Source organism: Erythrobacter sp. 3-20A1M, assembly GCF_018636735.1.
Taxonomy (GTDB): domain Bacteria; phylum Pseudomonadota; class Alphaproteobacteria; order Sphingomonadales; family Sphingomonadaceae; genus Alteriqipengyuania.
Genome location: NZ_CP045200.1, coordinates 1490905 through 1516116, shown reverse-complemented (window position 1 = coordinate 1516116; position 25212 = coordinate 1490905). Strand labels below are relative to the sequence as shown.

Annotated in this window: 31 protein-coding genes and 1 pseudogene; 11 read left to right on the top strand and 21 right to left on the bottom strand. The window is 65.4% G+C overall.

The window, feature by feature from the left end; translation table 11 throughout:
* The 6 genes from kynU to dksA all read right to left on the bottom strand — a co-directional run bounded on the left by kynU (position 1) and on the right by dksA (position 5126).
* On the bottom strand, positions 1-1230 hold the full coding sequence (gene kynU / locus F7D01_RS07540) for a kynureninase (protein WP_215229561.1): 1230 nt from the start codon (positions 1228-1230) through the stop codon (positions 1-3).
* A 115-nt stretch (positions 1231-1345) separates the two neighbouring features.
* Positions 1346-2140, bottom strand: coding sequence for a tryptophan 2,3-dioxygenase (locus tag F7D01_RS07535; protein ID WP_215229560.1), 795 nt, complete (start codon positions 2138-2140; stop codon positions 1346-1348).
* A gap of 57 nt (positions 2141-2197) precedes the next feature.
* A complete protein-coding gene (locus F7D01_RS07530; RefSeq protein WP_215229559.1) occupies positions 2198-2614 on the bottom strand; it encodes a DUF4112 domain-containing protein in 417 nt (138 codons plus the stop codon).
* Between the two features lie 24 nt (positions 2615-2638).
* The gene (locus F7D01_RS07525) at positions 2639-4099 is read right to left on the bottom strand and encodes an ABC transporter substrate-binding protein (RefSeq protein ID WP_215229558.1); all 1461 of its coding nucleotides are present in this window, start codon (positions 4097-4099) and stop codon (positions 2639-2641) included.
* Between the two features lie 47 nt (positions 4100-4146).
* Positions 4147-4521 (bottom strand): PilZ domain-containing protein, encoded by a 375-nt coding sequence (locus F7D01_RS07520; protein WP_215229557.1) that lies wholly within the window; start codon positions 4519-4521, stop codon positions 4147-4149.
* A gap of 146 nt (positions 4522-4667) precedes the next feature.
* Entirely contained in the window at positions 4668-5126 is a 459-nt protein-coding gene (gene dksA, locus F7D01_RS07515; RefSeq protein WP_215229556.1) for an RNA polymerase-binding protein DksA, read from the bottom strand.
* 302 nt (positions 5127-5428) lie between these two features.
* Here dksA and F7D01_RS07510 point away from each other — a divergent pair, with 302 nt between their 5' ends.
* On the top strand, positions 5429-5716 hold the full coding sequence (locus F7D01_RS07510) for a hypothetical protein (RefSeq protein ID WP_371819717.1): 288 nt from the start codon (positions 5429-5431) through the stop codon (positions 5714-5716).
* On the opposite strand, the gene F7D01_RS07505 is transcribed toward F7D01_RS07510, so the two are convergent.
* Genes F7D01_RS07505 through F7D01_RS07485 form a run of 5 tightly spaced genes read right to left on the bottom strand, consistent with a single transcriptional unit; the run spans position 5717 to position 9056 of the window.
* Positions 5717-6856: a GNAT family N-acetyltransferase gene (locus tag F7D01_RS07505; protein ID WP_215229555.1), complete on the bottom strand. Its 1140-nt coding sequence runs from the start codon at positions 6854-6856 to the stop codon at positions 5717-5719. It lies immediately after the preceding gene.
* Positions 6853-7635, bottom strand: a complete 783-nt coding sequence (locus F7D01_RS07500) for a glycerophosphodiester phosphodiesterase family protein (RefSeq protein WP_215229554.1) — start codon at positions 7633-7635, stop codon at positions 6853-6855. The genes F7D01_RS07505 and F7D01_RS07500 overlap by 4 nt, the downstream gene beginning before the upstream one ends.
* Entirely contained in the window at positions 7607-8068 is a 462-nt protein-coding gene (locus F7D01_RS07495) for a RidA family protein (RefSeq protein ID WP_215229553.1), read from the bottom strand. Before F7D01_RS07495 ends, F7D01_RS07500 begins: the two co-directional genes overlap by 29 nt.
* A complete protein-coding gene (locus F7D01_RS07490; RefSeq protein ID WP_215229552.1) occupies positions 8065-8712 on the bottom strand; it encodes an HAD family hydrolase in 648 nt (215 codons plus the stop codon). The genes F7D01_RS07495 and F7D01_RS07490 overlap by 4 nt, the downstream gene beginning before the upstream one ends.
* Entirely contained in the window at positions 8709-9056 is a 348-nt protein-coding gene (locus F7D01_RS07485) for a DUF3572 domain-containing protein (RefSeq protein ID WP_371819701.1), read from the bottom strand. The genes F7D01_RS07490 and F7D01_RS07485 overlap by 4 nt, the downstream gene beginning before the upstream one ends.
* Here F7D01_RS07485 and F7D01_RS07480 point away from each other — a divergent pair.
* From F7D01_RS07480 to F7D01_RS07460, 5 genes and pseudogenes are all read left to right on the top strand, one after another.
* A pseudogene (locus tag F7D01_RS07480) lies at positions 9050-9420 on the top strand (response regulator). The gene F7D01_RS07485 and the pseudogene F7D01_RS07480 overlap by 7 nt on opposite strands.
* Positions 9421-9495: 75 nt before the next feature.
* Positions 9496-9741 carry an acyl carrier protein gene (locus F7D01_RS07475; RefSeq protein WP_215229551.1) on the top strand — a complete coding sequence of 82 codons (246 nt, stop codon included), beginning with the start codon at positions 9496-9498 and terminating at the stop codon, positions 9739-9741.
* A complete protein-coding gene (locus F7D01_RS07470; protein ID WP_215229550.1) occupies positions 9738-10988 on the top strand; it encodes an aminotransferase class I/II-fold pyridoxal phosphate-dependent enzyme in 1251 nt (416 codons plus the stop codon). Before F7D01_RS07475 ends, F7D01_RS07470 begins: the two co-directional genes overlap by 4 nt.
* Before the next feature lie 68 nt (positions 10989-11056).
* Positions 11057-12496, top strand: coding sequence for an Ig-like domain-containing protein (locus F7D01_RS07465; protein WP_215229549.1), 1440 nt, complete (start codon positions 11057-11059; stop codon positions 12494-12496).
* 75 nt (positions 12497-12571) lie between these two features.
* Positions 12572-13003: an OsmC family protein gene (locus tag F7D01_RS07460; protein WP_215229548.1), complete on the top strand. Its 432-nt coding sequence runs from the start codon at positions 12572-12574 to the stop codon at positions 13001-13003.
* A 27-nt stretch (positions 13004-13030) separates the two neighbouring features.
* On the opposite strand, the gene F7D01_RS07455 is transcribed toward F7D01_RS07460, so the two are convergent.
* Together F7D01_RS07455 and F7D01_RS07450 are read right to left on the bottom strand one after the other, a co-directional pair.
* Positions 13031-14605, bottom strand: a complete 1575-nt coding sequence (locus tag F7D01_RS07455) for a bifunctional diguanylate cyclase/phosphodiesterase (protein WP_215229547.1) — start codon at positions 14603-14605, stop codon at positions 13031-13033.
* A gap of 119 nt (positions 14606-14724) precedes the next feature.
* On the bottom strand, positions 14725-15075 hold the full coding sequence (locus F7D01_RS07450; RefSeq protein ID WP_215229546.1) for a VOC family protein: 351 nt from the start codon (positions 15073-15075) through the stop codon (positions 14725-14727).
* 156 nt (positions 15076-15231) lie between these two features.
* On the opposite strand from F7D01_RS07450, the gene F7D01_RS07445 reads away from it, so the two are divergent.
* Positions 15232-15774, top strand: coding sequence for a TetR/AcrR family transcriptional regulator (locus F7D01_RS07445; protein ID WP_215229545.1), 543 nt, complete (start codon positions 15232-15234; stop codon positions 15772-15774).
* Between the two features lie 89 nt (positions 15775-15863).
* Here F7D01_RS07445 and F7D01_RS07440 read toward each other — a convergent pair whose 3' ends face one another.
* Together F7D01_RS07440 and F7D01_RS07435 are read right to left on the bottom strand one after the other, a co-directional pair.
* Positions 15864-16478, bottom strand: a complete 615-nt coding sequence (locus F7D01_RS07440) for a superoxide dismutase family protein (RefSeq protein ID WP_215229544.1) — start codon at positions 16476-16478, stop codon at positions 15864-15866.
* Positions 16479-16571: 93 nt separating this feature from the next.
* Positions 16572-17216 (bottom strand): YqaA family protein, encoded by a 645-nt coding sequence (locus F7D01_RS07435; RefSeq protein ID WP_215229716.1) that lies wholly within the window; start codon positions 17214-17216, stop codon positions 16572-16574.
* 213 nt (positions 17217-17429) lie between these two features.
* Here F7D01_RS07435 and F7D01_RS07430 point away from each other — a divergent pair, with 213 nt between their 5' ends.
* A complete protein-coding gene (locus F7D01_RS07430) occupies positions 17430-18395 on the top strand; it encodes an IS1595 family transposase (RefSeq protein ID WP_215229543.1) in 966 nt (321 codons plus the stop codon).
* Positions 18396-18648: 253 nt separating this feature from the next.
* Here the strand turns inward: F7D01_RS07430 and F7D01_RS07425 are convergent, their stop codons facing one another.
* From F7D01_RS07425 to F7D01_RS07410, 4 genes are all read right to left on the bottom strand, one after another.
* Positions 18649-19512 (bottom strand): DUF3800 domain-containing protein, encoded by an 864-nt coding sequence (locus F7D01_RS07425; protein ID WP_215229542.1) that lies wholly within the window; start codon positions 19510-19512, stop codon positions 18649-18651.
* A 136-nt stretch (positions 19513-19648) separates the two neighbouring features.
* Positions 19649-19936 (bottom strand): hypothetical protein, encoded by a 288-nt coding sequence (locus F7D01_RS07420; RefSeq protein ID WP_215229541.1) that lies wholly within the window; start codon positions 19934-19936, stop codon positions 19649-19651.
* Positions 19937-19956: 20 nt separating this feature from the next.
* Complete coding sequence (locus tag F7D01_RS07415; protein ID WP_215229540.1) at positions 19957-20478, bottom strand: hypothetical protein; 522 nt, start codon at positions 20476-20478, stop codon at positions 19957-19959.
* Positions 20423-20761 (bottom strand): hypothetical protein, encoded by a 339-nt coding sequence (locus tag F7D01_RS07410; RefSeq protein WP_215229539.1) that lies wholly within the window; start codon positions 20759-20761, stop codon positions 20423-20425. The genes F7D01_RS07415 and F7D01_RS07410 overlap by 56 nt, the downstream gene beginning before the upstream one ends.
* Positions 20762-21066: 305 nt before the next feature.
* Here F7D01_RS07410 and F7D01_RS07405 point away from each other — a divergent pair, with 305 nt between their 5' ends.
* Positions 21067-21675 carry a hypothetical protein gene (locus F7D01_RS07405; RefSeq protein WP_215229538.1) on the top strand — a complete coding sequence of 203 codons (609 nt, stop codon included), beginning with the start codon at positions 21067-21069 and terminating at the stop codon, positions 21673-21675.
* A 70-nt stretch (positions 21676-21745) separates the two neighbouring features.
* Positions 21746-23038: a DNA-packaging protein gene (locus F7D01_RS07400; protein ID WP_251567148.1), complete on the top strand. Its 1293-nt coding sequence runs from the start codon at positions 21746-21748 to the stop codon at positions 23036-23038.
* Here F7D01_RS07400 and F7D01_RS07395 read toward each other — a convergent pair.
* A complete protein-coding gene (locus F7D01_RS07395; RefSeq protein ID WP_215229537.1) occupies positions 23035-23469 on the bottom strand; it encodes a hypothetical protein in 435 nt (144 codons plus the stop codon). The genes F7D01_RS07400 and F7D01_RS07395 overlap by 4 nt on opposite strands.
* 47 nt (positions 23470-23516) lie before the next feature.
* Positions 23517-23966 carry a hypothetical protein gene (locus tag F7D01_RS07390; RefSeq protein ID WP_215229536.1) on the bottom strand — a complete coding sequence of 150 codons (450 nt, stop codon included), beginning with the start codon at positions 23964-23966 and terminating at the stop codon, positions 23517-23519.
* Positions 23967-24067: 101 nt separating this feature from the next.
* Here F7D01_RS07390 and F7D01_RS07385 point away from each other — a divergent pair, with 101 nt between their 5' ends.
* Complete coding sequence (locus F7D01_RS07385) at positions 24068-25207, top strand: phage portal protein (protein WP_215229535.1); 1140 nt, start codon at positions 24068-24070, stop codon at positions 25205-25207.
* Positions 25208-25212 lie beyond the last annotated feature (5 nt).

The window sequence follows — 25212 nt, the reverse complement described above, 5'->3', positions numbered from 1 at the left end:
TCACGTCACCGCCGCCCGACGATTGAACTCGGGCCGCTGCCATTCGCTGCTCGCCAGCACCTCGGCGAGGTGGCGCGCGGCTTCGGCCATGTCCTCGAAGCGGAGGTAGGCGGGTGCGAAGCCCAGGCGCAGGATGTCGGGCGCGCGGAAGTCGCCGATCACGCCGCGCGCGATCAGCGCCTGCGACAGGGCATAGGCGTTCTCGTGGCGGAAGCTCAATTGGCTGCCGCGCCGCTCGGGGTCCTCGGGGCTAACCAGTTCCAGCTCGACGCCGTGCGCGGCGAGGCAGGAACGGAACGCCTCGGACAGCGCCATGGATTTTTCGTGCAGGCGATCGACGCCCATCTCCGCGACGAGATCCACCCCCACCTCCAGCGCGGCGAGGCCGAGGATCGGCGGGGTGCCGCACAGCAATTGCTCGATCCCGCCAGCCGCCTCGTAATCGTCGGTGAAGTCGAACGGGGCATTGTGGCCGAACCAGCCGGTCAGCGGCTGAGCGAGCTGCGCATGGTGCCGCTCCGCCACGAAGGCGTAAGCGGGCGCGCCTGGGCCGCCGTTCAGATATTTGTAGCCGCAGCCGACCGCGAAATCCGCGTGCGCCGCGTTCAGATCGACCGGCAGCGCGCCGCCCGAATGCGACAGGTCCCACAGCACCAGCGCGCCCGCATCGTGCGCGGCCTTCGTCAGCGCGGCCATGTCGAACAGCTCGCCGGTCTTGTAATGCGCGTGGGTGAGGAGGAGCAACGCCACGTCTTCATCCAGCGCTCCCGCGATGCCCACGCGCTCAGCCAGCCGCCGCTCGGCGAGCCCCTGCCGCTCCAGCCCGGCGATCATGTAAAGGTCGGTTGGGAAATTGCCCGGTTCGGACAGAATGACCTTGCGACCGGGCCGCATTTCCAGCGCGGCGGCGATCAGCTTGAACAGGTTCACACTGGTCGAATCGGCGACGATCACCTCATGGGGCCGGGCCCCGAGCAGGGGGGCGATCTTGCCGCCGACGCGCTGCGGCATGTCGATCCAGTCGGCGTCATTCCAGCTGCGGATCAGGCCGGTGCCCCATTCGCCGCGCACGACCTCCTCCAGCCGCGCGGGCGTCGCCTTGGGCAGCGCGCCCAACGAGTTGCCGTCGAGGTAGATCACCCCCTCGGGCAGGGTGAACCTGTAGCGGAACTGGGCCAGCGGATCGGCGGCGTCCATCTCGCGGGCGCGGGAGAGGATCTGGTCGGTCATGAGCCCTCCCCTTCCCGCTCGTCCTGAGCTTGTCGAAGGACCGCCCTTTCTTCGAGCGCAGCGCTGGAAGAGAAATACGGCCCTTCGGCAGGCTCAGGGCGAGCGGACTTGATGGTCACAACGCCGTCCGCACGCTCAGCAGTTCGGGGAAGAAGGCCTGCTCCAGCACCTTGCCGAGATAGGGCACGCCGGGCGTGCCGCCGGTCCCGCGCTTGAAGCCGATGATGCGCTCCACCGTCTTCAGGTGGCCGAAGCGCCAGCGCTGGAAATGGTATTCCAGATCGACCAACTTCTCGGCCAGTTCGTACAGGTCCCAGTTGGCCTCCGGATCGCGGTAGATCGCGGCCCAGGCTGCCTCCACCGCCGCGCTGCGTTCCCAGGGGCTTTCCCGGTCGCGGTCGAACACCTCGTCCGGAATGGCGAAGCCGCGCCGCGCCAGCAACCGGACGCATTCCTCGTACAGGCTCGGCCGGTCCAGTTCGGCGCGCAATTCCGCGGCCACCTCGGGCGTCGCCTCGTGCATGGTCACCATGTCGGGATTGCGCCCGCCGAGGAGGAATTCCATCATCCGGTACTGCGCGCTCTGGAACCCGCTCGATCCGCCCAGATGCGGGCGAAGCTGCGAATAATCGTGCGGGGTCATGGTGCTGAGCACATCCCAGCTCTGAATCAGCTGCCCCTGCGCGCGGGCAACCCGGGCCAGCATCTTGAAGCTGGGACGCAAATCGTCCGCCACGATCCGCCGCCGGGCGCGCTGCAATTCGTGCAGGCACAGCTTCAGCCACAGCTCGCTCGCCTGGTGGACGATGATGAACAGCATCTCGTCGTCGGCACCCGAGACCGGGTGCTGCGCCGCGAGCACGCGGTCGAGATCGAGATAGGAGGAATAGGTGACGTCGCGTTTCGCCATGCCCGTTGCCCTAGCGCGGCCTGGTTGCGCGCGAAACCGGTCTAGTCATCGATCATGCTAGCCATCGATCGTGCGCTGGGCCGGATGATGCTTGTCGAGATGCTTCCGGATGATCTTCAGGTTCTTGCTGTTGGAGCGATAGAGGAAGTCGAACGCATCGCCCACCAGCGGCACCGCCCCCAGCGCGGTGTCGAAGGCGATATGTCCGCCCATGCGCCACAGCTTCCACTTCGGCAGACCGAGATTGCGCGCTTCCCAAACGATATAGGCGCCCATCGCGGCGGTCACGAAATCGCCCACCACGGGAATCAGCCCAACGATCGAATCGAGCCCGATCGGGTAGTTCACGCCGGGCACGCGGAAGCTGCGTTCCAGCAATTGCTCCATCGCTTCGATCCGCCGGCGGATGGAGGCGGGATCGCTGCCGGTCGGCAGGTCGATCCCCATCGGGCGGGCGCGCTCACTGTCTGTCATCGTGTCGGGGTCCTCTCTCACCCCTCACGAGGTGGGGGCAGTGGCGATCGGGAACAAGGGATGCCAGCCCCAGCGGTTCTCGGCGAACCCGCCGAGCGAGCCGCGCACCATCGACCAGCGGATCGGCATGGCGAGGGGGATGAACACCTCCGCGCCGGTCAGCGCCGCGTCCGCCTCCGCGATCAGATTCGTGCTGAGCGCCGCGTCGGGCTCCGCCACCGCCTGCGCCGTCAGCAGATCGGCGTCCGGCGAGCAGATGCTGCGCGAGATCGCGCAGTTGAACTGGTTCAGGAACCAGCGGGGAGCGGCGTAGCGGGCGAGCCGGTCGACCAGGCGCAGATCGGCGGGGCCGCCCTCTTCCGCGCGTTCGAGCCGGACGCCGATCGCCGCGAAATCGCGCGCGAGGCCGGCGAACAGCAGATCGCCCCCTTCCCCGCCCGGTAGTGCGATGCGCAGCACCGGCGGCGTGGCGCTGCCGCGCGCCCAGGCCGCGATGCGGCGCGCGGCCTCCGCCTGGCGCTGCGCGATCGTCAGGTCGGGCCAGCGATCCCCTCTGGCCAGTTCGGTCGGCACCACCAGATCGGGCACCATCCGCGTCGCGTAGGTGATCCCGCCCACGTTGAACGGCTGCAACAGCGCCTCCCGATCGATCGCCATCGACAGCGCCTCGCGCCGCGCGGCATCGGCCAGCAGCCCGTCGGCATTGACGAATTCCAGCCCGAACAGGCCGAGCGCTGGATCGAGGCGGATGGTCCCGCGCGACAGCGGCCCGACATCGGCGAACGGCCAGTCTTGCAACCGGCCGTCGAAGACCGCCGCCAGAGCGCCGCTGTGGAACTGTTCAATCGCTTCGCGGGCGGGCAGCGCGCGCAGCGACACGACGCGGCGATCCTCCGCGGCGGGCTCGTCCGGTGCCCTTTCCGGAAAGGTCAGGATCGAGACGTCGCGCTCGGGGACCAGCCGCATCGGGCCCAACCCTGCCGCCGAGCCCCGCTTGCGTATTCCGAGTTCAGGTTGCGCCAGCAAATGGAGAAATTCGGGCATGGCGCTGGTGAGGCGGACTTCGACCACCCGGTTGGTCAGCGCGCGAATATCGCGAATGCGCGCCAGGTCGAGGCCGAGCGAGGTGCCGGACAGTTCCTTGCGCGCGCGCTGGAGCGAATTGCGCACTTCGCGCGCGGTCAGTTCCGATCCGTCCGGCCAGCGGACCTGCCGCAGGCGAAAGATGAAGCTGCGCCCGTCATCGGTGACGATCCAGCTTTCGGCGGCGGCCGGCACCACTTCGCCCGCCGCGTCCAGCGTGACCAGCCCCTCCGCCACGGCCCCGCGCACCTGCTGTTCGGCGTAGGACAGGCGCAATCCGGGATCGGCCGCGATCGGGTTGTCGTCGATGGTGGCGAGCGCGACCCCGCCCTGCGGGTCGGAGCGGTCGCACCCCGCGATGGCGAGGGCCAGGAACAGGATCAGGATCGGCAACGCCCGCATCGGGCAAGGCCTAGCAGGCAAGCGGGGCGCGGTCAGCGGGCCAAATGCTAGATCTTGCGCCGGGGGCCGCCGGCGAAGCGGCTATCGTCGACCGCCGGGCGCAGATAGCGCGGCGTTTGGTACCCGTCCTCGCCCTTGGCCGGGCCGGGCGCGCGCACCAGCTTGGGATCGATTTCCTGGTCGAAGGCGATGCCGAAGCGGTCGTCCTGGGTCCAGGCCACGGTCCCGTCGATCCAGCCGATATTGCGCAGATTGATGTCGAGCTTCGCCCCGCGCTGCGGATGGATGTCGCCTTCCGCCATCATGCCGCCGGCAGACAGGTTGCGCACCTTCACGCGCACAGGCGCGCCCTCGCCAGCCGAAACCTCGGCCAGCAGCAGCAGGCTGTCCCGCGAAATGGATCGCGTGTCGACCGCAGACATGGTTTCTCGCTTTCTCCTCTTCGCTGGCCAGCGCCCGGGACGCGGTGGCGGATATACCGAGATGGTTACGAGATAGCGCGCCGACGGCTAACGAAGGTTTAAGGCCACGGCTAACAAGCCATGAAGCCCGAATCGGTGGCGCGCGATCAATCGTCGCGCGAAATCTTCTCGCGCCGCTCGTGCGCCTCCTGCGCCTCCACGCTCATCGTGGCGACCGGCCGCGCGATCAGCCGCTTCAACCCGATCGGGTCGCCGGTTACTTCGCAATAGCCGTACTCGCCCGCGTCGATGCGCCGCAGGGCCGCGTCGATCTTGGCAATCAGCTTGCGCTGCCGGTCGCGGGTGCGCAGCTCGATGCTCCAGTCGGTCTCGCTCGATGCGCGATCCGCCACGTCGGGCTCGCGCAGTGGGCCGTCCTGCAGGTTCTGGAGGGTGGAGCCCGCATCGGTATGGATGGAGCGTTTCCACTCTATCAGCAGCTTGCGGAAATAATGCTGCTGCCGCTCGCCCATATAGGGCTCGTCGTCGTCGGGCACGTAACCGGCGTCGAGCACGGCGTTGGCCCGCGAGAGTATGGCATTGTCATCGTTGGGCAAAGCGGACATCCGATCCTCTTCAGCTCGTCCCGCCGGGCTCACTGACGAAGCGAGTGCGACCCCGCAACATTCCCCGCCGATCCACGAGCGGGCCTATAGGAGCCGCGCCGGGCGGGCACAAGCGCGCTCTGCAATTGGGCGCGGGACTAGGTGGGGACACCGGGCGGAGGGGTTTCGCAGCCACTACGCGCGCCATGCTTAACGAAGTTTTTACCATGCTGTCGCACCTTTCGGGGTGGGGAGCCGGCATGTCCGGCGCGAAACAGGGGGAAACCCGTATGCAGATGAGAGCGATCGAGGCGGCGGGGGAAATGCCGCCTTATCTGGCCGACGCGCTGGTGGCCGAATGCCTGGCCGCCGCCGCCAGCGGGCGAATCGAGGCGCTGTACGATCTCGGCGTGATCTTCTCGACCGGCAGCCACGGCGCGCGGTGCGACATGATCGAGGCGCATAAATGGTTCAACCTCGCCGCCGCGCGGGGGCACGAGGCCGCGTGCTGGTGCCGGGCGGAGATCGCCGACGAAATGACCGCGCGCGAGATTGCCGAGGCGCAGCGCCGGGCCCGCGAATGGCTGTCCGCCGAACGCAGCGCTGCCTGATCAGCCGTCTTTCCTGAACGGCGTCCGCTGGCCCAGGAAGAGCTGGTCGGTCGCCACGCCCTGCCGCTCGCGCTCCAGGAAATCGGCGATCGCGGCGCGAAATCCGGGATCCGCGATCCAGTGCGCCGAATATGTCTGCGCCGGTTCGTATCCGCGGGCGAGCTTGTGCCCGCCCTGCGCACCCGCCTCGACCCGCGCCAGCCCGCGCGCGATCGCGGCATCGATCGCCTGGTAATAGCAGATTTCAAAATGCAGATAGGGGATGTCGCGCGTGCAGCCCCAGTACCGGCCATACAGCGCATCGTCCCCGATCATGTTCAGCGCGCCCGCCACCGGCTCGCCGCCGCTATAGGCGAATACCAGCAGGATCCGGTCGGCCATCCGTTGCCCCAGCAGGCTGAAGGCCTCGCGCGTCAGATAGGGCCGGCCCCATTTGCGCTGTCCGGTATCCTGGTAGAACCGCCAGAACGCGTCCCACACCTCTTCGGTCAGATCGTCGCCGGTCAGGTGGCGAATCTCGTCCACCGATTGCTGCGCGCGCTCGCGTTCCTTGCGCAGGTTCTTGCGCTTGCGACTGGAAAGCGCATCCAGGAAGGCGTCGAAATCCGCGTAGCCACGGTTTTCCCAGTGGAACTGGATGTCGGAGCGGATGAGCCAACCCGCATCCTCGAACAGCGGCACCTGCGTGGGTGCGATGAAGGTCGCATGGGCGCCCGAAATGCCGTTCTGGTCGCAGAACATCTCCGCCGCGCGCAACAGCGGCGCGGCCAGCGCCTCGTCCGCCAACAGCAGGCGCGGCCCGGTCGCGGGGGTGAAGGGCACCGCGATCTGCAGCTTGGGATAATAGCTGCCGCCCGCGCGCTCCCACGCGTCGGCCCAGCCATGGTCGAAGACATATTCGCCTTGGCTGTGCGATTTGAGATAGGCGGGCAAGGCGGCGAGCGGCGGACCGTCCTCCCCCTGCGAGATCGCGAGCGGCACCGGGTCCCAGCCAGTGCCGGGCCCGACGCTGCCCGAATCTTCCAGCGCGGTCAGGAAGGCGTGCGAGAGGAAGGGATTGCCCGGCCCCGCCAGCGCATCCCACGCGCCGCGATCGAATTCGCCCACGCTGCCGCGGATGCGCCCGACCAGCTCGCTCACGCGGCCTCCACTTCGTCGCGTTGCTCGAAGATCGGGGCATCGCAATGCTGCTCGGCCACCGCACGCTGCGCTGCGCCGCGCACGGTCCAGGTCAGGAGCCCCAGACCCCGGGCGCGCTGCGCCGCGGCGAAGGCGCTGGGCAGGTCGCGGATATCGTAGGCGAGGAAGGCTGGCTTCGCATGCCACAGCGCCGCGTGCCGCCGCCAGGTTCCGGCAACCCCGCGCGCGTTTTCCTCCGTCACCACCAGCCCGTGCGGCATGCCGGGGATTTCAGCCGCGAACCAGCGCGCGATGCGCGGGTCGAAGCTCATCACCGCGAATGGGCCGCGATAGCCCTCCAGGGCGGTGCGCACCGCGCGGCACACCGGAACCACGGGCATTCCGCGCCGCGACTTGATTTCTATCAGCAGCGGGACGCGCCCGGCGATCTCGCCCAGCACGGTGTCGAGCGTCGGGATCGTATCCCCGCCACCGGTCAGTCCGATGGCTGCCAGCTCGTCCGCCGTCCGCGCGGCGACGGGGCCGCGCTGCCCCGTCAGGCGATCCAGCTCCCAGTCGTGAAACACCATCGCCCGCCCGTCGCGGCTGCGCTGGATGTCGCATTCGATGCCGTAGCCCGCGTCCACCGCGGCGCGAAACGCCGACAGCGAGTTCTCCACTCGGCCTTCGCCGTGCAAGCCCCGATGGGCGTAGGCCCATTGCCCCAGCCAGTCCGCGATCCCGGGGGCCGGGGGCGGCGCGCGCCGGCGATCAATGGGGGTGAAGAGCGACAATCGCATCCACCTCCACCGCCGCGCCGAGCGGCAGCGCGGCGACGCCGACCGCCGCGCGCGAATGCCGCCCGATCTTGCCGAACACGTCGAACATCAGGTCCGATGCGCCATTCGCCACCTTGGGCTGGTCTGTGAAATCGGGAGTCGAATTGACGAACGCCCCCAGCTTCACGATCCGGGCCACCCGGTCGAGCGGGATCAGCGCCTGGTGCAGCTGCGCCAGGATCATCAGTCCGCACGCGCGCGCCGCTGCGATCCCCTCGTCCAGCGAGACGTCCTCGCCCAGCCGACCTGTCACCAGCTCGCCGTCGATGAAGGGGAGCTGGCCGGAGACGTGGGCGAAATCGTTCTGCACCACCACCGGGATATAGCTCGCGACCGCGGCTGCCGCCTCGGGCAGTTTCAGGCCCAGCTCGTTCAACCTGTTCTCGATGCTCATGCGTCCTCGTCCTCCTTCAACTGTTCCAGTATCCACGGCAGCGCCTCGTCCCAGCTGTCGATCCGGGCGTGGGCGTGGCCCGCCTCCTTGCCGCACGCGATGTGCGGGGCGAGCGAGGGCTCACCGCACAGGTGCAGACGGATCACGTCCGGCACGGTTTCCGCCGCCGATCCATGATGCTGCGCCAGGTCGTCGATGAAGATCGTCTTGCCCGGTGCGTGGCGTTCGATGATGTCGGCGATCGCCGGGCCTTTCGGGCCTTGGTTGGTATAGACCTCGACCTCCAGCCCGAACTTGCGCAACTGTTCCACCCGGCTCTCGCGCCGTTCGTCGAGCAGGTTGGTCAGGATGACCACCTCGGCATGCCTGGAAATCTCGGCGATCGCCTCCAGCGCGCCGGGAATCGGATCCTGCCGGTCCATCTCGGTGTCGAAGAAGCGCCCAAGCAGGCGCCAGATCTCGGGCTGCTCGACCAGCTCGCCTGTTTCCTGCCAGCGCATGGCGTGCGCAAAATCGTTGCCCTGCATGCGGAATTCGATCGCCTGCGTTTCCGCCAGCCAGTCGCGAAAATGGCTGACCATGTGCAGCAGCACCTCGTCGCAGTCGCAGATGACCAGCGGGCGTTTTGCGGAGGAAGCGCTCATCGCGCCAGCCTCTCGCGCGCGGCCAGCAGGTCCGCCGGTTCGACGCTCAGCGCGTCGGCGGCCAGCAGCAGGTCGGGTTCGTGATTGGCGAGGAAGTCGAGCACCGCGGCCAGCACCTGCCGGTCGGTCAGCCGGTCGCGCAGCACCTCGGGCGTCAGGCCGGTGAGCGACAGCAGCCGTTCGGCCCGCTGGTCGTCGGTCAGCACCCAGCCGAGCGCGTTCAGCGCCAGCGCGTCGGGGTCGCTGGGGGAATGTTCGTGGGGTTTGGGCTCGCGAATGATTGTCTTGCGTCCTGTGGCTGGCCTAGGGTCGGGGGATCGAAAGGATGAGCCCCGCCGTGACAAAGAGAATACTGGTTGTCGAGGATAACGACCTCAACCGGAAATTGTTCTGCGACGTGCTGCGGGCGCGCGGGCACGAGGTGATGGGCTGTCCCGACGGGGCGAGCACGCTGCCCGCCGCGCGCAAGTTCCGCCCCGATCTCGCCATCTGGATATCCAGCTGCCCGATATCTCCGGCCTCGACCTGATCGCGCAGATGAAGCGCGAGGCCGGATTGGCGGACGTGCCCATCCTCGCCGTCACCGCCTTCGCCGGCAAGGGGGACGAGGACCGGATTCGCGATGCGGGCGCGGCCGAATACCTCGCCAAGCCGGTGTCGATCGGGCCGTTTTCCGCCTGCGTCGAACGCCTGCTGGCCAGCGCGTGATACGCCGCAGAGCTTGACAATACCCCCGTGCCCCCGCTTTGCCGCGAGGGCCAGTTTGCTAAAGGACACACCGCCATGGACCGCGCCGAGGTCGACCAGAAAATCCGCGAGCTCATCGAACCGTTCAACAAGAAGGGCGTGGCGATCACCGATGCGACCACGTTCCAGGGCGATCTGGAGTTCGACAGCCTGACGGTGATGGATTTCGTCGCGGCGATCGAGGACGAGTTCGATATCATCATCTCGATGAACCAGCAGGCCGAGATCGAGACCTACGGCCAGCTGGTCGATGCGGTGACCAAGCTGCAGGCAGACGCATGAGCGAGGGGCTGGCCACTTCCGACCAGCCGCAGACCCGCGAAGGCGGCGACCGCGACCTGTTCAGCAAGTTCGACGGGCTGATCGAGACGCGCGAGAACCTGCTCGCGGGCGGGGCTGCGGATCCGTTCAACCTGGTGATGGAACAGGTGCTGTCGCCGACCCGGGCGATCTGCAACGGGCGCGAGACGATCCTGCTGGGCACCTACAACTACATGGGCATGACCTTCGATCCGCAGGTAATCGAGGCGGGCGAGCAGGCGCTGCGCGATTTCGGCAGCGGGACCACCGGCAGCCGGGTGCTGAACGGCACCTATCAGGGGCACCGCGAGTGCGAGGACGCGCTGCGCGAATTCTACGGGATGGACCATGCGATGGTCTTTTCCACCGGCTATCAGGCCAATCTCGGCATCATCTCCACCATCGCGGGCAAGGGCGACTACGTCGTCCTCGACATCGACAGCCACGCCAGCATCTGGGACGGGTGCAAGCTGGGCGATGCCGAGATCGTGCCGTTCAAGCACAACGATATCGAGGCGATGGAAAAGCGCCTGAAGCGCATTCCGGAAGGCGCGGGCAAGCTCGTCGTCCTGGAAGGGGTCTATTCCATGCTGGGCGACGTTGCCCCGCTGAAGGACATGATCCGCGTCGCGAAGGAAAACGGCGCGATGGTGCTGGTCGACGAGGCGCACTCGATGGGCTTCATCGGCGAGAACGGCCGCGGCGTGGCGGAGGACCAGGGCGTGCTCGACCAGGTCGATTTCGTCATCGGCACCTTCTCGAAAAGCGTCGGCACGGTGGGCGGCTTCTGCGTGTCCAACCATCCCAAGTTCGAGATCATGCGGCTGGTCTGCCGCCCCTACGTCTTCACCGCCAGCCTTCCGCCAAGCGTGGTGGCGACTGCCTGCACCTCCATCCGCAAACTGATGCAGGGCAGCAACAAGCGGGCGCATCTGTGGGAGAATTCCAAGCGGTTGCATGGCGGCCTGAAGGAGCTGGGGTTCGAGCTCGGCACCGACGAGCCGCAGAGCGCGATCGTGGCGGTCATCATGCCCGACCTGGAGCAGGGCGCGGCGATGTGGGAAGCGCTGCTGACCGAAGGGCTTTACGTCAATCTCGCCCGCCCGCCCGCAACGCCCGCCAACATGACCCTGCTGCGCTGCTCGCTGTGTGCCGAACACAGCGAGGAGGAAGTGGACACTATCCTGAAGATGTTCGAGGCGGCGGGGAAGGCCGTGGGGATCATCTGACATTTTGAGAATTTTTGCATTGCAGGTTCGCGCCAGCAATGCGACCACCTCCTTCAAATGGGGGGTGCATGATGGGCGGTATCACGATCGGTGGGCGGCGTTATGCTGCGTTGTTTGCGTCATTTGCTCTGGTAGCGTGTGGGGGTGATGACGGGGTATCCACGCCGACAGCCCCGCCGTCCGCCCCGACAAACCAAGCTCCGACCTTCACTTCGGGATCTGCGGTCTCGGTAGTCGAGAATTCGGGTGGAACGATATACACGGCCACTGCCACTGATCCCGACGGCGACCCGGTCACCATATCGATTTCCGGTGGGAGCGATGCTTCTGCGTTTTCAATTTCCGGCGGCGCGCTCAACTTTGTCAAAGCGCCCAATTTCGACCAGCCTACCGATGCGGGCTACGACAATCTCTACCAAGTCACCCTGACAGCGAAGGACGGCAAGGGTGGCGCGGCAAACCTCGCACTGACAGTCGAAGTCACGAACGACCGCGAGGGCGTCGCGGTTACGCGCCTTGTTAGCGGCCTCGGGAACGACCCGGTGATCGCAGCCCGAACCCGGGGCTCCGCCGGCCTCATCGCCGTCTCCCAAGACGGCACGGTCCGCGAATTCTTCGGCGGATCGGCGTCCGGCAATCTTACCGGCAACGTCTTCCTGCCCGGAGAAACGGGCCGCGTTCTCGCGGTGGCGCACTTCAACGGGTACGGCGTCGTGATGCTCGATATCTCCGGGAAGGGCGTCTTCGTTCGTACGATCGTCTTGCAGGAATCGAGACAGAACTATTCCATCTCCACGCGGATTGCACAGCCTTCTTCGCAGCAAGCGCGCGGAACGCTCTTCATCGGCGGCGACGGGTTCCTGTTCGGGGCCCTCGGCGATCCCGGGGGACAACTCGCGCAGGATCCCACGTCCGGTTACGGCAAGTTCTATCGCGTCCAGGTCGATCCCTATTGCGGCGCTTCCTTGTCAAGTTATTGCATCGCTGCGGAACTGTTCGGTGACGGTGTCCATGCGCCCGCGGGCGGAGGTGGCTACGCGTCACGCAGTTTCCTGCTCGACAGCGGAACCGGGCGGCAGGAAGAAGTCGATTACTTCAATCAGAACGCCCAGCCCCTCGATTTTGGTTGGCCGTATCGCGAGGGAACCTACGAGCGGATAGACAACCCACCGGCCGCCGTTATCGGCCCGTCGCTTACCTACACATACGGCGATGGCTTTTTCCAGGGTCAGGGCATGACGGGCGGAGTCTACTACACCGGCGGCATCGGTAGCCTCGACGACCGGGTTCTGGTGACCGACGCTTCAGGCAAGATCTTCGCCTTCCGTGGCGGTTTCCTGAGTGACGGGATTCTGCATCCGTCCACCGAAATGGAGAACCGGACCGCCGATTTCGTGCCAGATAGTGGCACTCTGGAGCGGCCGGTGGCGGTCGTCCGGGATACCGACGGACGCCTCTATATCCTTGATGGCGATGGGGAGTTGTACGTGGTGAAATCCGCCAGTTGAGAAGAGCGTCCGAAGCGGGGAACGCATAGCCGGCCCGATCCGTCTATCGCGCGAACCCTAAACGGAGAAACGCAGATGAAGACCACCAATTCCGCCACCGCGACCTATGATGGCCTAGGCAAGTCCGGGAAGGGCCACGTCAAGACCAAGTCGGGCGCGCTCGACCATCCCTATGGCTTCAACACGCGGTTCGAGGACAAGCCGGGCACCAATCCCGAAGAGATGATCGCCGCCGCGCATGCCAGCTGCTTCACGATGGCGCTGTCGATCCAACTGGGGAACGCAGGCTTCGAAGACGGCCATCTCGAAACCACCGCCAAGGTGACCCTGGAAGACGATCCCGACGGCGGGTTCAGGGTTTCCAAATCGGCCCTGACGCTGACCGGCAAGGTCGCCGACGCCGATCAGGCGAAGTTCGAGGAGCTGGCGAAGAAGGCCAAGGAAGGCTGCCCGATTTCCAAGCTGCTCGATTGCGAGATCACGCTGGAGACGAATTTTCAGGGCTAAAGCGGCCGTCGAAGCGCGCCCGGCGGGTCACGCCACGCGTTCGCCCGGCTCATCGTCGCGATCGAGCCGGGCCTCGGAAGCAGGGCGTCCGTAGAGATAGCCCTGCCCGATGTCGCAGCCGAAATCGATGACGCTGCGCGCGCTCTCGGCATTCTCGATTCCCTCCACCGTCACCTGCAGGCCGAGATTGTGCGCCATCGCGGTGATGGTGCGCACGATGGTGCGCGAGGATTCGCTGCTTTGGAGGTTGGCGATGAAGGACCGGTCGATCTTCAGCTTGTCGAATTCCAGCTCGCCGAGATGCCGCAGCGACGAATAGCCGGTGCCGAAATCGTCGAGCGCTATCTTGATCCCCTGGCGCTTGAACCGGCGGATGATGTCGCAGGCGAGTTCGATATCCGTCACCAAGGCATTTTCGGTGATCTCGATTTCCAGCCGCCCCGGCGCCACCCCGGCTTCGGTGAGGATTTGCAGCACGCGCTCGATCAGCCACGCGTCGCCGAACTGCACCGGGGAGAGGTTCACGGCGAAGATCAGGTCCGCCGGCCACTGTCGCACATCGGCGGCGGCGCGTTCGAGCAGGGCGTAGAACAGGTTCGAGATGAGGCCGGCCTCTTCCGCGACGGCAATGAAGTCGTCCGGCATGCGCAGGCTGCCATCGTCGAGCCGCCAGCGCGCCAGCACCTCGTATCCGATGATGCGGCCATCCTCCAGCCGGACGAGCGGCTGATAGAACGGCTCGATCCGCCCGCTGCGCAGCGCGTCGCGCAATTCCGCCTCGATCTCCGCCCGGTGGATCGCGACCGTTTCCATGCCCGCTTCGAACAACCGGAAGCCATTGCCGCGCTGCTGCTTGCATTCGTACATCGCGGCATCGGCCTGCGACAGCACCGCGTCGGCCGACAGGTCCAGCGTATCGACATAGGTGACGCCGATACTCGCGCCGACCGAGACCGGCCCGGCGGCCAGCTGGAAGGGGGGATCGAAGCAGGCCGAGATTTTCTCCAGCCGGGCGATCAGCGCGTCGCCCTCCCGCACGTCCTTCAGCAGGACGACGAATTCATCGCCGCCGAGCCTGCCGACGAAGGCGAGTGGGCCGATATGCTCCGCGAGGCGGCTGGCCGCCGCGATCAGCAGATCGTCCCCTGCGCGGTGGCCGTGAAGATCGTTGATCGCCTTGAACCGGTTGAGGTCGATCAGCAGGAGGGCGAGCGGGCGTTCGTCCGCATCGGTGATCGCGTGATCCAGCACCCGGTTGAAATTGCGGCGGTTGGGCAGGCCGGTCAGCGGATCGTGCATCGCCATGGCCTGCGCCTGCTCTTCCGCCTCGATCCGTCCCTCGAGCTCGGCGTGCACCTCGCGCAAGCGGCGCAGAGAGAAGATGGCCATGGCGACGGGCAGCACCATGATCGCGGTCAGGATCTCGTCCAGTTCCCAGCTTTCGTGGCCGTCCGAGAAGTTGACGACATGCTCGAACGCCTGGACCGAAATGAAAAAGGCGAGCAGGCCCGTGAACACGCCGAAGATAATCAGCGCGTCGCGCCAGATGGTGCGCTTCAGGCGCGCACGACTCTGCTCCCTGACCGACCTTTCCCGATACATAATGCCGTAGAATGGCAATGCGGCGCTTAACTATTTGCTAATCCGGGCCTTTTCTTCGTATTGCCGCGTAATGACGAATTAGCTCCGTGACAGGCATTGCCGCGAGAATCGGCTTGCGCTCAGTCCATCGGCCGGCCGACGCGCACCAGCAGACCGCTGGGATCGCTGACCGCGAATTCGTAGGTCCCCCATGGTTTGGCGTGGGGGCTGCCCTCTTCGATGATCAGGTCGCGCACCGCGTCGGCCACGGCATCGACATCCTCGACATAGAGATACAGGCCGAACGGGTTGTCCTCTATCCTTCGCGGCCAGCCGGGCGCGTGGGTCAGGTGCAGGTGCCACCCCCGGCCATCCTCCAGGATGCGGTAGTGGCCGTAATCGCTGGAGACCGAGAACCCCAGGCGGCGGTAGAACGCCTCGCTCGCGCCCAGATCGCTGGTGGGGACGATCGCAACCGCGCGATGTTCCATGACGCTTCACTCCCTTTCCGAGGAGACCCCGGTGTGGCGCGAGCCGTGGCGGTTGGCGAGTGAAAAGGGCGCGTTTCCGGGGCGGTCCGGACCTTCCAGGGCGATTGTCCGGGGCGCCGACGTTTTCGCAACGCTGCGTAACTGGTACACCGGGCCATGGCGGGGCATCGGTCTGGGACGGCGCGGCAGCTTTCGAGCAGCGAGACGGCGATGGTGGACGCGCTGGCCGCTCTCCTGACCGAGCGGCGCTACGAGGCGATCCGGGTGGCCGATATCATCGCCCGTGCGGGCGTCGGCAAATCCACCTTCTACGAGCATTTCCGGGGCAAGGACGATGTCCTGCTAGCGGCGCTGCAGCCGATCCTGCTGGCGCTGACCACAGCCGCATCGGGACGCGCGGCCCATTCCTACATCCGGCCGATGGTCGCGCATCTGTGGGAACGCCGGTCGCTCGTGCGACCGATCCTCGAATCGACCGCCGCCCTTCCACTGGAGCGCCGCCTAGCCGAGGCGATCGCGACGCATGGCGGCCGCCCGGCAGAGGGCGATCAGACGCCGCTCCCTTGTGTCCGAATGGCGGCGGCGCAGCTTGCCATGCTGCGGCACTGGCTGTCGGGCCACGCCGTCGCCACGACCGACGAGATGACCGGGCGGCTGATCGCCTGCTCGCGGATCGGGGATGGCGACCATCCTGCCTAAGCGACCTTGCGCGCTTTTGGGCCCTCCGCGCGGAACGGGAGCGCGCCGCGAAGCTGCGCTCACCGTTCTTCGCGAGCGGCGGGATGCGCTCAGGTGCCGGTTGCAGCCGGCGTGGCGGCCGCGAAGACGCCGCAGGCGATGCGATCGCCATTACCGTTCGCCGCGTCCATCTTGGGCGCGTCCGAGCGCTGATGGATCATGAAGGACGATCCGTCGCCTTCCATGATGCCCGCCAGCGTGATAGGCGCGGCCAGCGTGTATTCGAGCGTGCCGGTACCGTCATCGCCGACGGTGATCTTCGCATCCTTGCTGTCGTCGGCCTCGCTCTCGTTGCCGAGGCCCATCGCGGTGTCGAACGGTGCCCAGTGCGGGCCGGAGGCCATGAAGTCCGGCGTGCAGGTGCCGACATCGTGGATATGCGCGCCGTGCGCGCCCGGGGTCATGCCGGTGACGCGGATCATCATCCGCACCCCGTCCGGCGTCTGCATGGCGGTGACGGTGCCCACATCCTTGCCATCGGCGGTCGCCAGGGTCGCGCTCGCCTGCGTCGGACCATCCGTGGGCGCGGTCTGCGCCATGGTCTCGGTGGCGGCGGGCGTCTGCTCGGCGGCGGTATCGGGGGCGTCCTGGCTCGATCCGCAGGCGGCAAGGCCCAGCGGAAGGGTCAGCGACAGGATGGCGGCGGTCATGATGGGTGTGCGCAACGGCTCTCTCCTTTGGTGAACGAACTCCTGCTGTCACAGCCATGCAGGACGCGTTGGGTTCCCGATCGCGCCGCAACCAGCGACCGACCTTGGCTAGCCGAGCGGCCCCGCATGGACCTGCGTCGCACCGGCGCAGCGGTCCTGCGCCCCGTCGCCGCCCTCCAGCAGCGTGACGGCCAGCACTCCGCCCACCACCAGCACGATGAACGCCGCGGTGACGAGGCCGAGATACTTGTCGATGAAGCGCTTGATCGGGGCACCGAACAGGCGGAACAGGACACCGACGATCATGAAGCTGATCGCGCGGCTGATCACCGCCGCGAAGAAGAAGGTAACGAGGTTCATCCCGATGAACCCGGCGGTGATCGTCAACAGCTTGAACGGGATCGGGGTCGCGCCCTTGGCCACGAAGATCCAGAAGCCCGCCTCGCGCAGATAGCAGGCGGCGACGGGGAAACTCTCGGTCAGGTGCAGTGCGGCGAGCAATTGCTCCCCCACAGTGTCGTACAGCCCCCAGCCGATGGCGTAGCCGAGGAACCCGCCGAGGACCGAGCTGGCGGTGGCCACGGCGGCGAAGCGCAGGGCCTTTTTCGGCTCGGCCAGGCACATCAGGCCCAGCAGCGGGTGCGGCGGAACGGGAAAGAAGCTCGCCTCCACGAAGCAGAACAGCGCCAGCCACCATACCGCGTGGCGATGCGCCGCCTTGTCCAGCACCCAGTTGTAGAGACCCCTGATCATCGGCTGCGCGCCCTTCCCGTAATCGCGCGCCGGGCAAGCGGCGGCGCGCATCGCCTAGACGAACCGTGAAACCGAGGCAATCACGCCTCTGTTAACCCATTTGGCACTTTTCTATTGACATCGTGACGCTGTTTGGTTAGAGAAAGGCGATTGTGTACTTTACAAACCCAGCGGTAAGTGCTAGATAATGCTCAACAACGGAGCATTTTCACCATGTCGGTTCTCTCTTCCCCCTATTTCCACGATGAAGCGAAGGCTTTCGAGTATCTGGAAAGCATCGTGTGGGCGGACGGAGTGGTTTGCCCGCATTGCGGTGCGATCGATGGCCGCGTGTATGACCTCTCGGGTGTTCGCACTAAGCCGAGCAAGAAGCACCCCGAGGGCAAGGTTCGCCACGGCCTGAAAAAGTGCGGTGAGTGCCGTAAGCAGTTCACCGTGAAGGTCGGCACCGTTTTCGAGCATGCGCGCATCCCGCTTCACAAGATGCTGCAGGCCGTTCACCTCATGGTGTCGAGCAAGAAGGGCATTAGCGCCCACCAGCTCCACCGCGTTCTAGAGATTACTTACAAGAGCGCGTGGTTCCTGGCCCACCGTATCCGCGAAGCGATGCGCTCCGGCGACCTTGCCCAGCCCTTCGGCAGCGAAGGCGGCGCGGTTGAGGTTGACGAGACTTACATCGGCTTCAAGCGTGACGTTCCCACCCGTCGCGGTACTCACCACAAGCACGGCGTTGTCGCGCTGGTGGACCGTGACAGCGGCCAGAGCCGTTGGTTCAAGATCGACAGCAGCACCGCCGATCAGATCCACCCTATTGTTCTCAACAACATCGCCCGCGAAGCCCGCCTTATGACGGACGAGGCCAAGATGTACCGCAAGATTGGCCGCGACTTTGCCGAGCATGGCACCACCACCCATGCCCGCATGGAGTTTGTGAGCCCCAAGGATCGCACCATCCACACCAATACCGTCGAAGGCGCGTTCTCCATCTTCAAGCGCGGTATGCGCGGCGTGTACCAGCATTGTGGCGAGCATCACCTGCACCGCTACCTTGCCGAGTACGAGTTTCGCTACAACACTCGTACCGCGAACGGCTTCGATGATCGCCAGCGTGGCGCAGAAGCGGTGAAGGGTATTGTCGGCAAGCGCATCACCTATCGGCGGGATAACGTCTCTGCCTAATCGTGGCCGAGGGAGACGGGCGCGCCCGAGTCGCTTCCGTCAAGATATTCCGAATCTATTTCAACAACTTAGCTTTAAGTTTTTGGAATCGCTAGATGAATCTTGACAACTGCCCGCATTTCGGCTCAAAGAGCAGGCGGTAGGCAACGCCAGATAAGCCCTGTGGCCCGAGGTAAAGAACGGGCCACCCCTTGCGTGACGGTTGTCCTTTGGATGACAGCCTAAAAGCGCGTAAGATCCGGGTGCTGGGGGCCTACCACCTTGCAAACTCGTAACCGTAGTGGCGGAAAATTTGCTGCTGTTCTTTCGACAGTTTCGCCTCCCACCATCGGGAGGGGAAAAGCGCTACCCCAAAATCTTTCTGCGATCGCCCTTCACGCGCCATGACAGGCGCAAGCGCTAGCGCGGGTTCAAGGTTCCAGTTACTCGATCCGCCAGTGTCGATTGCTTGGTAAAATGAACTCGCCACGAAATCAGCAAGCTGGAGTCCGGCACGATCCCCATGGGGGTGGGCTTCCATCATCTGCCAGTCGAGCAAGTCGGTTACCGGTGCGCGCTTTGTGAGGTAGAGAGCCCCTGCTTGCTGCTGTTGCCTGAGATAATAGTGGTAGGCACTCGTTTGGCTGTATCGGTGCCCGCCACGCTCTGAGAACTCGATTTTGATCTTCCGGCGCTCTCCGTAATCATCGATGGTGCGCCTATCACAAAAGGCGGTCACACGCTCCAGCAGCAATCGAACACAAAAATTATAGAACCACTGTTGAGATGGGATTTTCTCAGCTCGCGGGTTCCGATAACCTCGCATGTTCTTCTTGTTTGAACAGACTGCAAACCCGCGCAATGGCAGCGAAGCAATACGCTCGCCAGCCACACGTTTCCTCGTCGGCGACAGCGTTCGGTAGTGGAGGTCTCTTCTCTGACTGATGCCAAGATCATCGACTAGTTCGCGAACCCAATCGATAACGACGGGTTCGCACTCAGCCTTCATTACGACTGCGCTCAGAACAAGCCATTCGCTCGCCCCGTTCGGATCGATTGGGCGCACGGTTTTCAGGCCTGGGTCGCCAGCCTCATCAATGTAGGCTATGTACCCGCATTCTTTTTGTTCCGAGGACATGATGCCAGAAGCAACCCCGAAAATCGAAAAGAGTCAAAGGCAAAAGTTTGAGGAAGCCGCGCGCGACCTAGAATGCGACGAAGACGAGGTGCGCTTTAAGGAACGGCTAGGGAAGATCGCAAAGGCTGACAGCAAATTAGGCAGGTCGACCGATTGAGAACTTGTTACCCTCGAATATCTTGCCGAGTTGCTTTAGCCGCATATCGTAATCATAAAGGCAATAGAGCAGCCAAATGCGCCGCCAAAGCAGATCGCTTGGCTCTAGAAATGAAACCTTGAGTCCCAGTGCGTTAGCTTCATCAAAATCTATCACCGCACCGTGCGACTTATACCCCGCAGTGTCCGAAATCTTGTTCAGGACATCATTGACTTCGGTATGATCCTTACCGCTCATCATACCCTTTTCGAGGATATCGAATGCCATCTGTCGCATTCGTTGTGCGCTCAAGTCAGCCATCGTACGCACGTGTGGCGGTAGCGTTTGGTCTTGAGCAATGACGGAACACTCATTCCGTTGATTGCCTGATGCGGGTCTATTGGGCCTAACTCAGAGTTGATGCCCAGCACGATTTCGTTCGATGAAAGCGCAATTACCGTACCGGCCGATTTCGCCCAGCTCGGAACAATCACGCGATAATCCGAGAACTTCTTACTCAGGACGGAGATGATTTTTTCACAGGCATCCACCGAACCCCCGGGGGTCTGGATCAAGATATCGCATGCATCGCCATCAATCGCCTGTATAATCTCAGCGATATCGTCCGGATCGGTATGATTGATGGGCTGATTGAGCTGCGAAAAACAGACCATCAATGGTCTGCCGGTAATTTCCTCGATATCAAGGATCAGCAATTGCCGGAGGTAGCGATCTTTCTCCTTCGCCCAATACTTCGGCGATTGAGACGTAAGGTCAGCAGTCCGTGGAAATTGCGATAACGCCGGGTGCTGCGAATTTCCATCCGCCATTGCTCTCTACCTTCGGAAATATGTAGGAGCTTTCGAGTACTGGCTCGGATTTAGGATAGTCAAGCGCCCGCCGAGGTTCTTCAACCTTAGAATCATCGCGCTCTGCTGTGCTCAGTGCTGTTAGATCAATCATCATGGCTCGACTCACACCCCCCTCAAGCCCTGTTAAACGCGATCTAGATATATTAAATCCTACTTGCAAGGTGAGTCGTGCTGAAACCGCGACGAAACGAATCACCAGTGCGGTGAATGGCATTGCCAGCTTTGAATCAAATAGATTCATTCCGCGCTTCCGCGCAAAGACCTTTCCTAAATCTAACCGTATCGGTTACCCGGCGGCATGCGAAAGCCACCGTCATTGCAGGACCTCGAATTCGGAACCCTGCTGTTTATGGCCCTGTGTTTCCTAGGTTATTCCGCCTTGCGAGCGGTGTTCTTTCTCTTGGGTTTGTAAACGACATAAACGCCTAGAGAAACGGAACATCGCGATAGTGTGATTCGAACGGGCGGCGCTCCAGCAATGGGGGGTCGCCCGCTCTCGTTCGGCTGTCGCGCTTCATCATATCAACGGACCTGGGAGGGCCAGCCATGACCGCCAGCAATGCGGAACGGCGGACGTGGGAGGAGCCGTTCCTCGCCGCGCTTCGCAGGGGAGGGAGTGTGGCCGAGGCCTTTCGCGAGGCCGGGGTGGAGCGGTCCACCGCCTATCACCGGCGGCGGCACGATGCGCGGCTCGCCCGCGCATGGGATGCGGCGCGCGAGGCCGGCCAGCGCAAGGCCCTGCGCGGGCAGACCGCCCCGCCCCCGCCGCACTGGCGCGCCGCGTTTTTGGAGGAGCTGGCCCACAGCTCCAGCGTCTCGGCCAGCGCGCGCGCCGCCAACGTGCCCGTCGCAACCGCCTACAAGAAGCGCCGCGACGATCCCGCCTTCGCGCGGAAGTGGCGCGCCGCGCTGCACGAGGGGTACGAGCATCTGGAAATGGAGGTGCTGGCGCATCTGCGCGGCAACCTGCCGGACCGCAGGATCGACGTCGCCAACGCGATCCGCCTGCTCGCCGCGCATCGCCAGACCATCGCGGAAATTCGCGCGAGCCAGGATGAGCGCTCCGAAGAAGAGGTCATCGCCTCGATCAACGACCTGATCGACCGGATGCGGCGCGAAGATGGCGACCTGCCGCCGGAGGACGCGCATGGTTGAGATGGCGGACGCACGCGGTCGCTATCTCGGTCGCATAAGGCGCGGCCGACGGGCCGATTTCATACAGGACATGGCCCAAGACGAACGACTCGCCTTCGACAAGCATTGGGAACTCCAGGCGCATGACGGCCAGATCGCCCCGCCGGGCGAATGGTCGACCTGGCTGCTGATGGCGGGCCGCGGCTTCGGCAAGACGCGCGCGGGGGCCGAATGGGCCCGCGCCGTCGCGCAGGCCGACGGCACCGCGCGGATCGCGCTGGTCGGGGCCTCGCTGGCCGAGGCGCGCGCGATCATGGTCGAGGGGCCGAGCGGTCTGCTGGCGGTGGCGGGCGCGAAGCAGCGCCCCCGCTTCGAGCCGTCGAAGAACCTGCTGCGCTGGCCGGGTGGGGCGGAGGCGCGGCTCTATTCCGCCGCCGAGCCGGAAAGCCTCCGCGGCCCGCAGCACAGCCACGCCTGGTGCGACGAGCTGGCGAAATGGCCCGCCAGCACCAGCCGGGCGGAGGCGTGCTGGGACAATCTCCAGCTCGGCCTCAGGCTCGGGCGCGATCCGCGCAGCGTGGTGACCACCACCCCGCGCGCGGTGCCGCTGGTCCGGCGGCTGATCGCGGACGAGGGCACGGTGGTGACCGGCGGCACCACGCTCGCCAATGCGCGCAATCTCTCGCCCGGCTTCATCGCGGTGATCGAGCGGCAATATGCGGGCACCAGCTTCGGCCGGCAGGAACTGAACGGCGAACTCCTCGCCGAAGTCGACGGCGCGCTGTGGAGCCGCGCCCTGCTGGAGCGGTGCCGCGAAGCTGCTTCCCCTCCCGCCTGCGGCACGGGATCGGGGGGTGGGCCAGCGCCGGACGGTGCGTGGTCGCGCGTCGTCATCGGCGTCGACCCGCCCGCCAGCGCGCAGGGCGACGCCTGCGGCATCGTGGTCGCCGCGCTGCTGGCGGACGGCACCGCCTTGGTCCTCGCCGATGCCAGCGTGGAGCGCCCCAGCCCCGAACGCTGGGCGCGTGCGGTGGCGGAGGCGGCGGCGGCATGGCACGCCGACCGCGTGGTGGCCGAGGCCAATCAGGGCGGCGCGATGGTCGCCAGCGTGCTACGCGCGGCGGAGATCACCCTGCCGGTCAAGCTGGTCCATGCGAGCCGCGGCAAGACCGCCCGCGCCGAACCGGTCGCCGCGCTCTACGAAGCCGGCCGCGTGCGCCACGCCGCCCTGTTCGCGAAGCTGGAGGACGAGCTGTGCGGCCTGATGGCGGGCGGCGGCTACGAAGGCCCGGGCCGCTCGCCCGACCGCGCCGACGCGCTGGTCTGGGCGCTGACCGAGCTGATGCTGGGGCGGGTTGGGAGGCCTCAGGTAGTCGGGTTCTAGTCGCGCTTCGAGGTGCCAAAATTTTGAACAGTGCCATCCGCCCGGATTACAAACCGCCCGCTGCCATAGCCGGTGGCACCGGAAACCGTTTGAACGTCATATACCACGCCGATCTTGAGCGGCTTCGCACTGACGGTTCCGGTCGCCTGTCCCTCGGGCAATGCCTCACCGGCAAGCCGCTGCCCGTAGCCAATCGGAAAACGATTGGCGCAGTGATAACCGACGACGTCGCGCCAGTACATGCCAAAGCCCCCGCGGCTGGCGTCATCGCCCGGCGCCGCCTCGGCGCGATCCCTTCGATCAGCGGCAATCACTGCGATCTCGCGCACGCACCGTTCGCGAAACCAGTCCTTCCCGCTGGTGAATACCAGTTCCCCGCCGCGGAGTTCTGCCGTTATGTCGTAGATGTAGGAACAACCGGTCAGCAGCATGGTGAGGCCAACGAGCAGGCTTGCTCGAAATGCTGCAGGACTTCTTCTCATTGCTTCGCGTTATCCGGGTCCCAAGTGATTGCGCCGGGTGGGCGCTTCTCCAGAATGCGATGGGAGATCACCTTGTCGACAAGTATCCATGGACGCGAGTGGATCGGGTCGCACAGAGGGCGCCGCCCGATGAAGGAGAGGTGTACGATAACGGCATCTTTGCCTTGCTTCACGGAACGCAGAGCCTCACCGGCGCCGGTCAGTTCCGGGTATTCAACGACATAGCGTTCGAACCGCGCCAGATCATCCATGTCGCTCTCGCTGGCGTCGTCTTCGAAGAAGACGTTGTGTTCGAAGTCGCTCGTCCAGACGCCGCTCAGTCTGGCCGGACGCGAAAACGGAATGCAGCTTGTGATGCGATCCGCATCATCGCCGACGCAGGCGTAGATTTCACGCGCGACGGCTTCGCAGTCCACCGGTGCACGTTCGCTGCACGAGGTGGCCATGGCGCCGAAGCAGTACGACAAGATTGCAAACCTCCGCCTCAAAGCCCCTCCGTCGCATGACGACGTAGTAGTCCCACACTCCTCATCCGGGAGCAAATCACATGTCTTTCCTCACTACCATCGCTTCCGCCTTCAAGGGCGGGGCGGCTCCCCGCGTGCCTATCGCGCGCGGGTTCGTTTCGCCGTGGGCGACCGCTTTCGAGGGCGGTCCGGCGCATCGGCCGTTCGACTATTCCGGCGCGCTGCGGCAGGCGTTCGTGGAGAACCCGGTCGCGCAGCGCAGCGTGCGGATCGTGGCCGAGGGCGTCGGCAGCGCGCCGCTGGCCGATACCGATCCGGCGCTCGCGAAGCTGGTCGGCGCGACGTCCGCCGGGCAGTCGCTGCTCGAAACGCTGGCGGCGCACCTGCTGCTGCACGGCAATGCCTATGTGCAGGTGCTGAAGGACGGCGCGGGTACGCCGGTGGAGCTGTTCGCGCTGCGCCCCGAGCGGGTGGCGATCCTGCCCGGCCCCGACGGCTGGCCCGCGTCCTACGAGTACCGGCTCGGCGCGCGCACGGTTGCCATCCCGCTGGAGGACGAGAACGGTTGGCCCGAGATCGTGCATCTCAAATCGATCCATCCGGGCGACGACCATTACGGCGCAGGCTGCCTTGCCGCCGCCGAGCGTGCGGTCGCCGCGCACAATGCGGCGACGGAGTGGAACCGCGCGCTGCTGGCCAATGCAGCGCGGCCTTCGGGCGCGTTGGTGCACCAGCCGGGCGACGGCATGGCGCTGACGGGCGAGCAGTTCGAGCGGCTGAAGGGCGAGCTGGAACGCGCTTTCTCGGGCGAGGGGAATGCGGGCCGGCCGATGCTGCTGGAAGGCGGGCTGGCCTGGCAATCGATGGCGATGAGCCCGGCGGACATGGACTTCGCCACGCTGAAGGCCGCGGCGGCGCGCGACATCGCGCTCGCCTTCGGCGTGCCGCCGATGCTGCTCGGCCTGCCGGGCGACAACACCTACGCCAATTACCGCGAGGCCAACCGCGCGCTGTGGCGGCTCACCCTGCTGCCGCTGGCGGGGAAAATCCTGTCGGGCGTGGCCGAGGGGCTTGGCCCGTGGTTCCCGGATGCCCGGCTGTCGGTCGATCTCGACCGCATCCCCGCGCTGGCCGAGGACCGCGAGAAGCTGTGGGCGCAGGTCAGCGCCGCCGACTTCCTGACCGACGGCGAGAAGCGCGCTTTGCTGGGACTGGAGTGACCGAG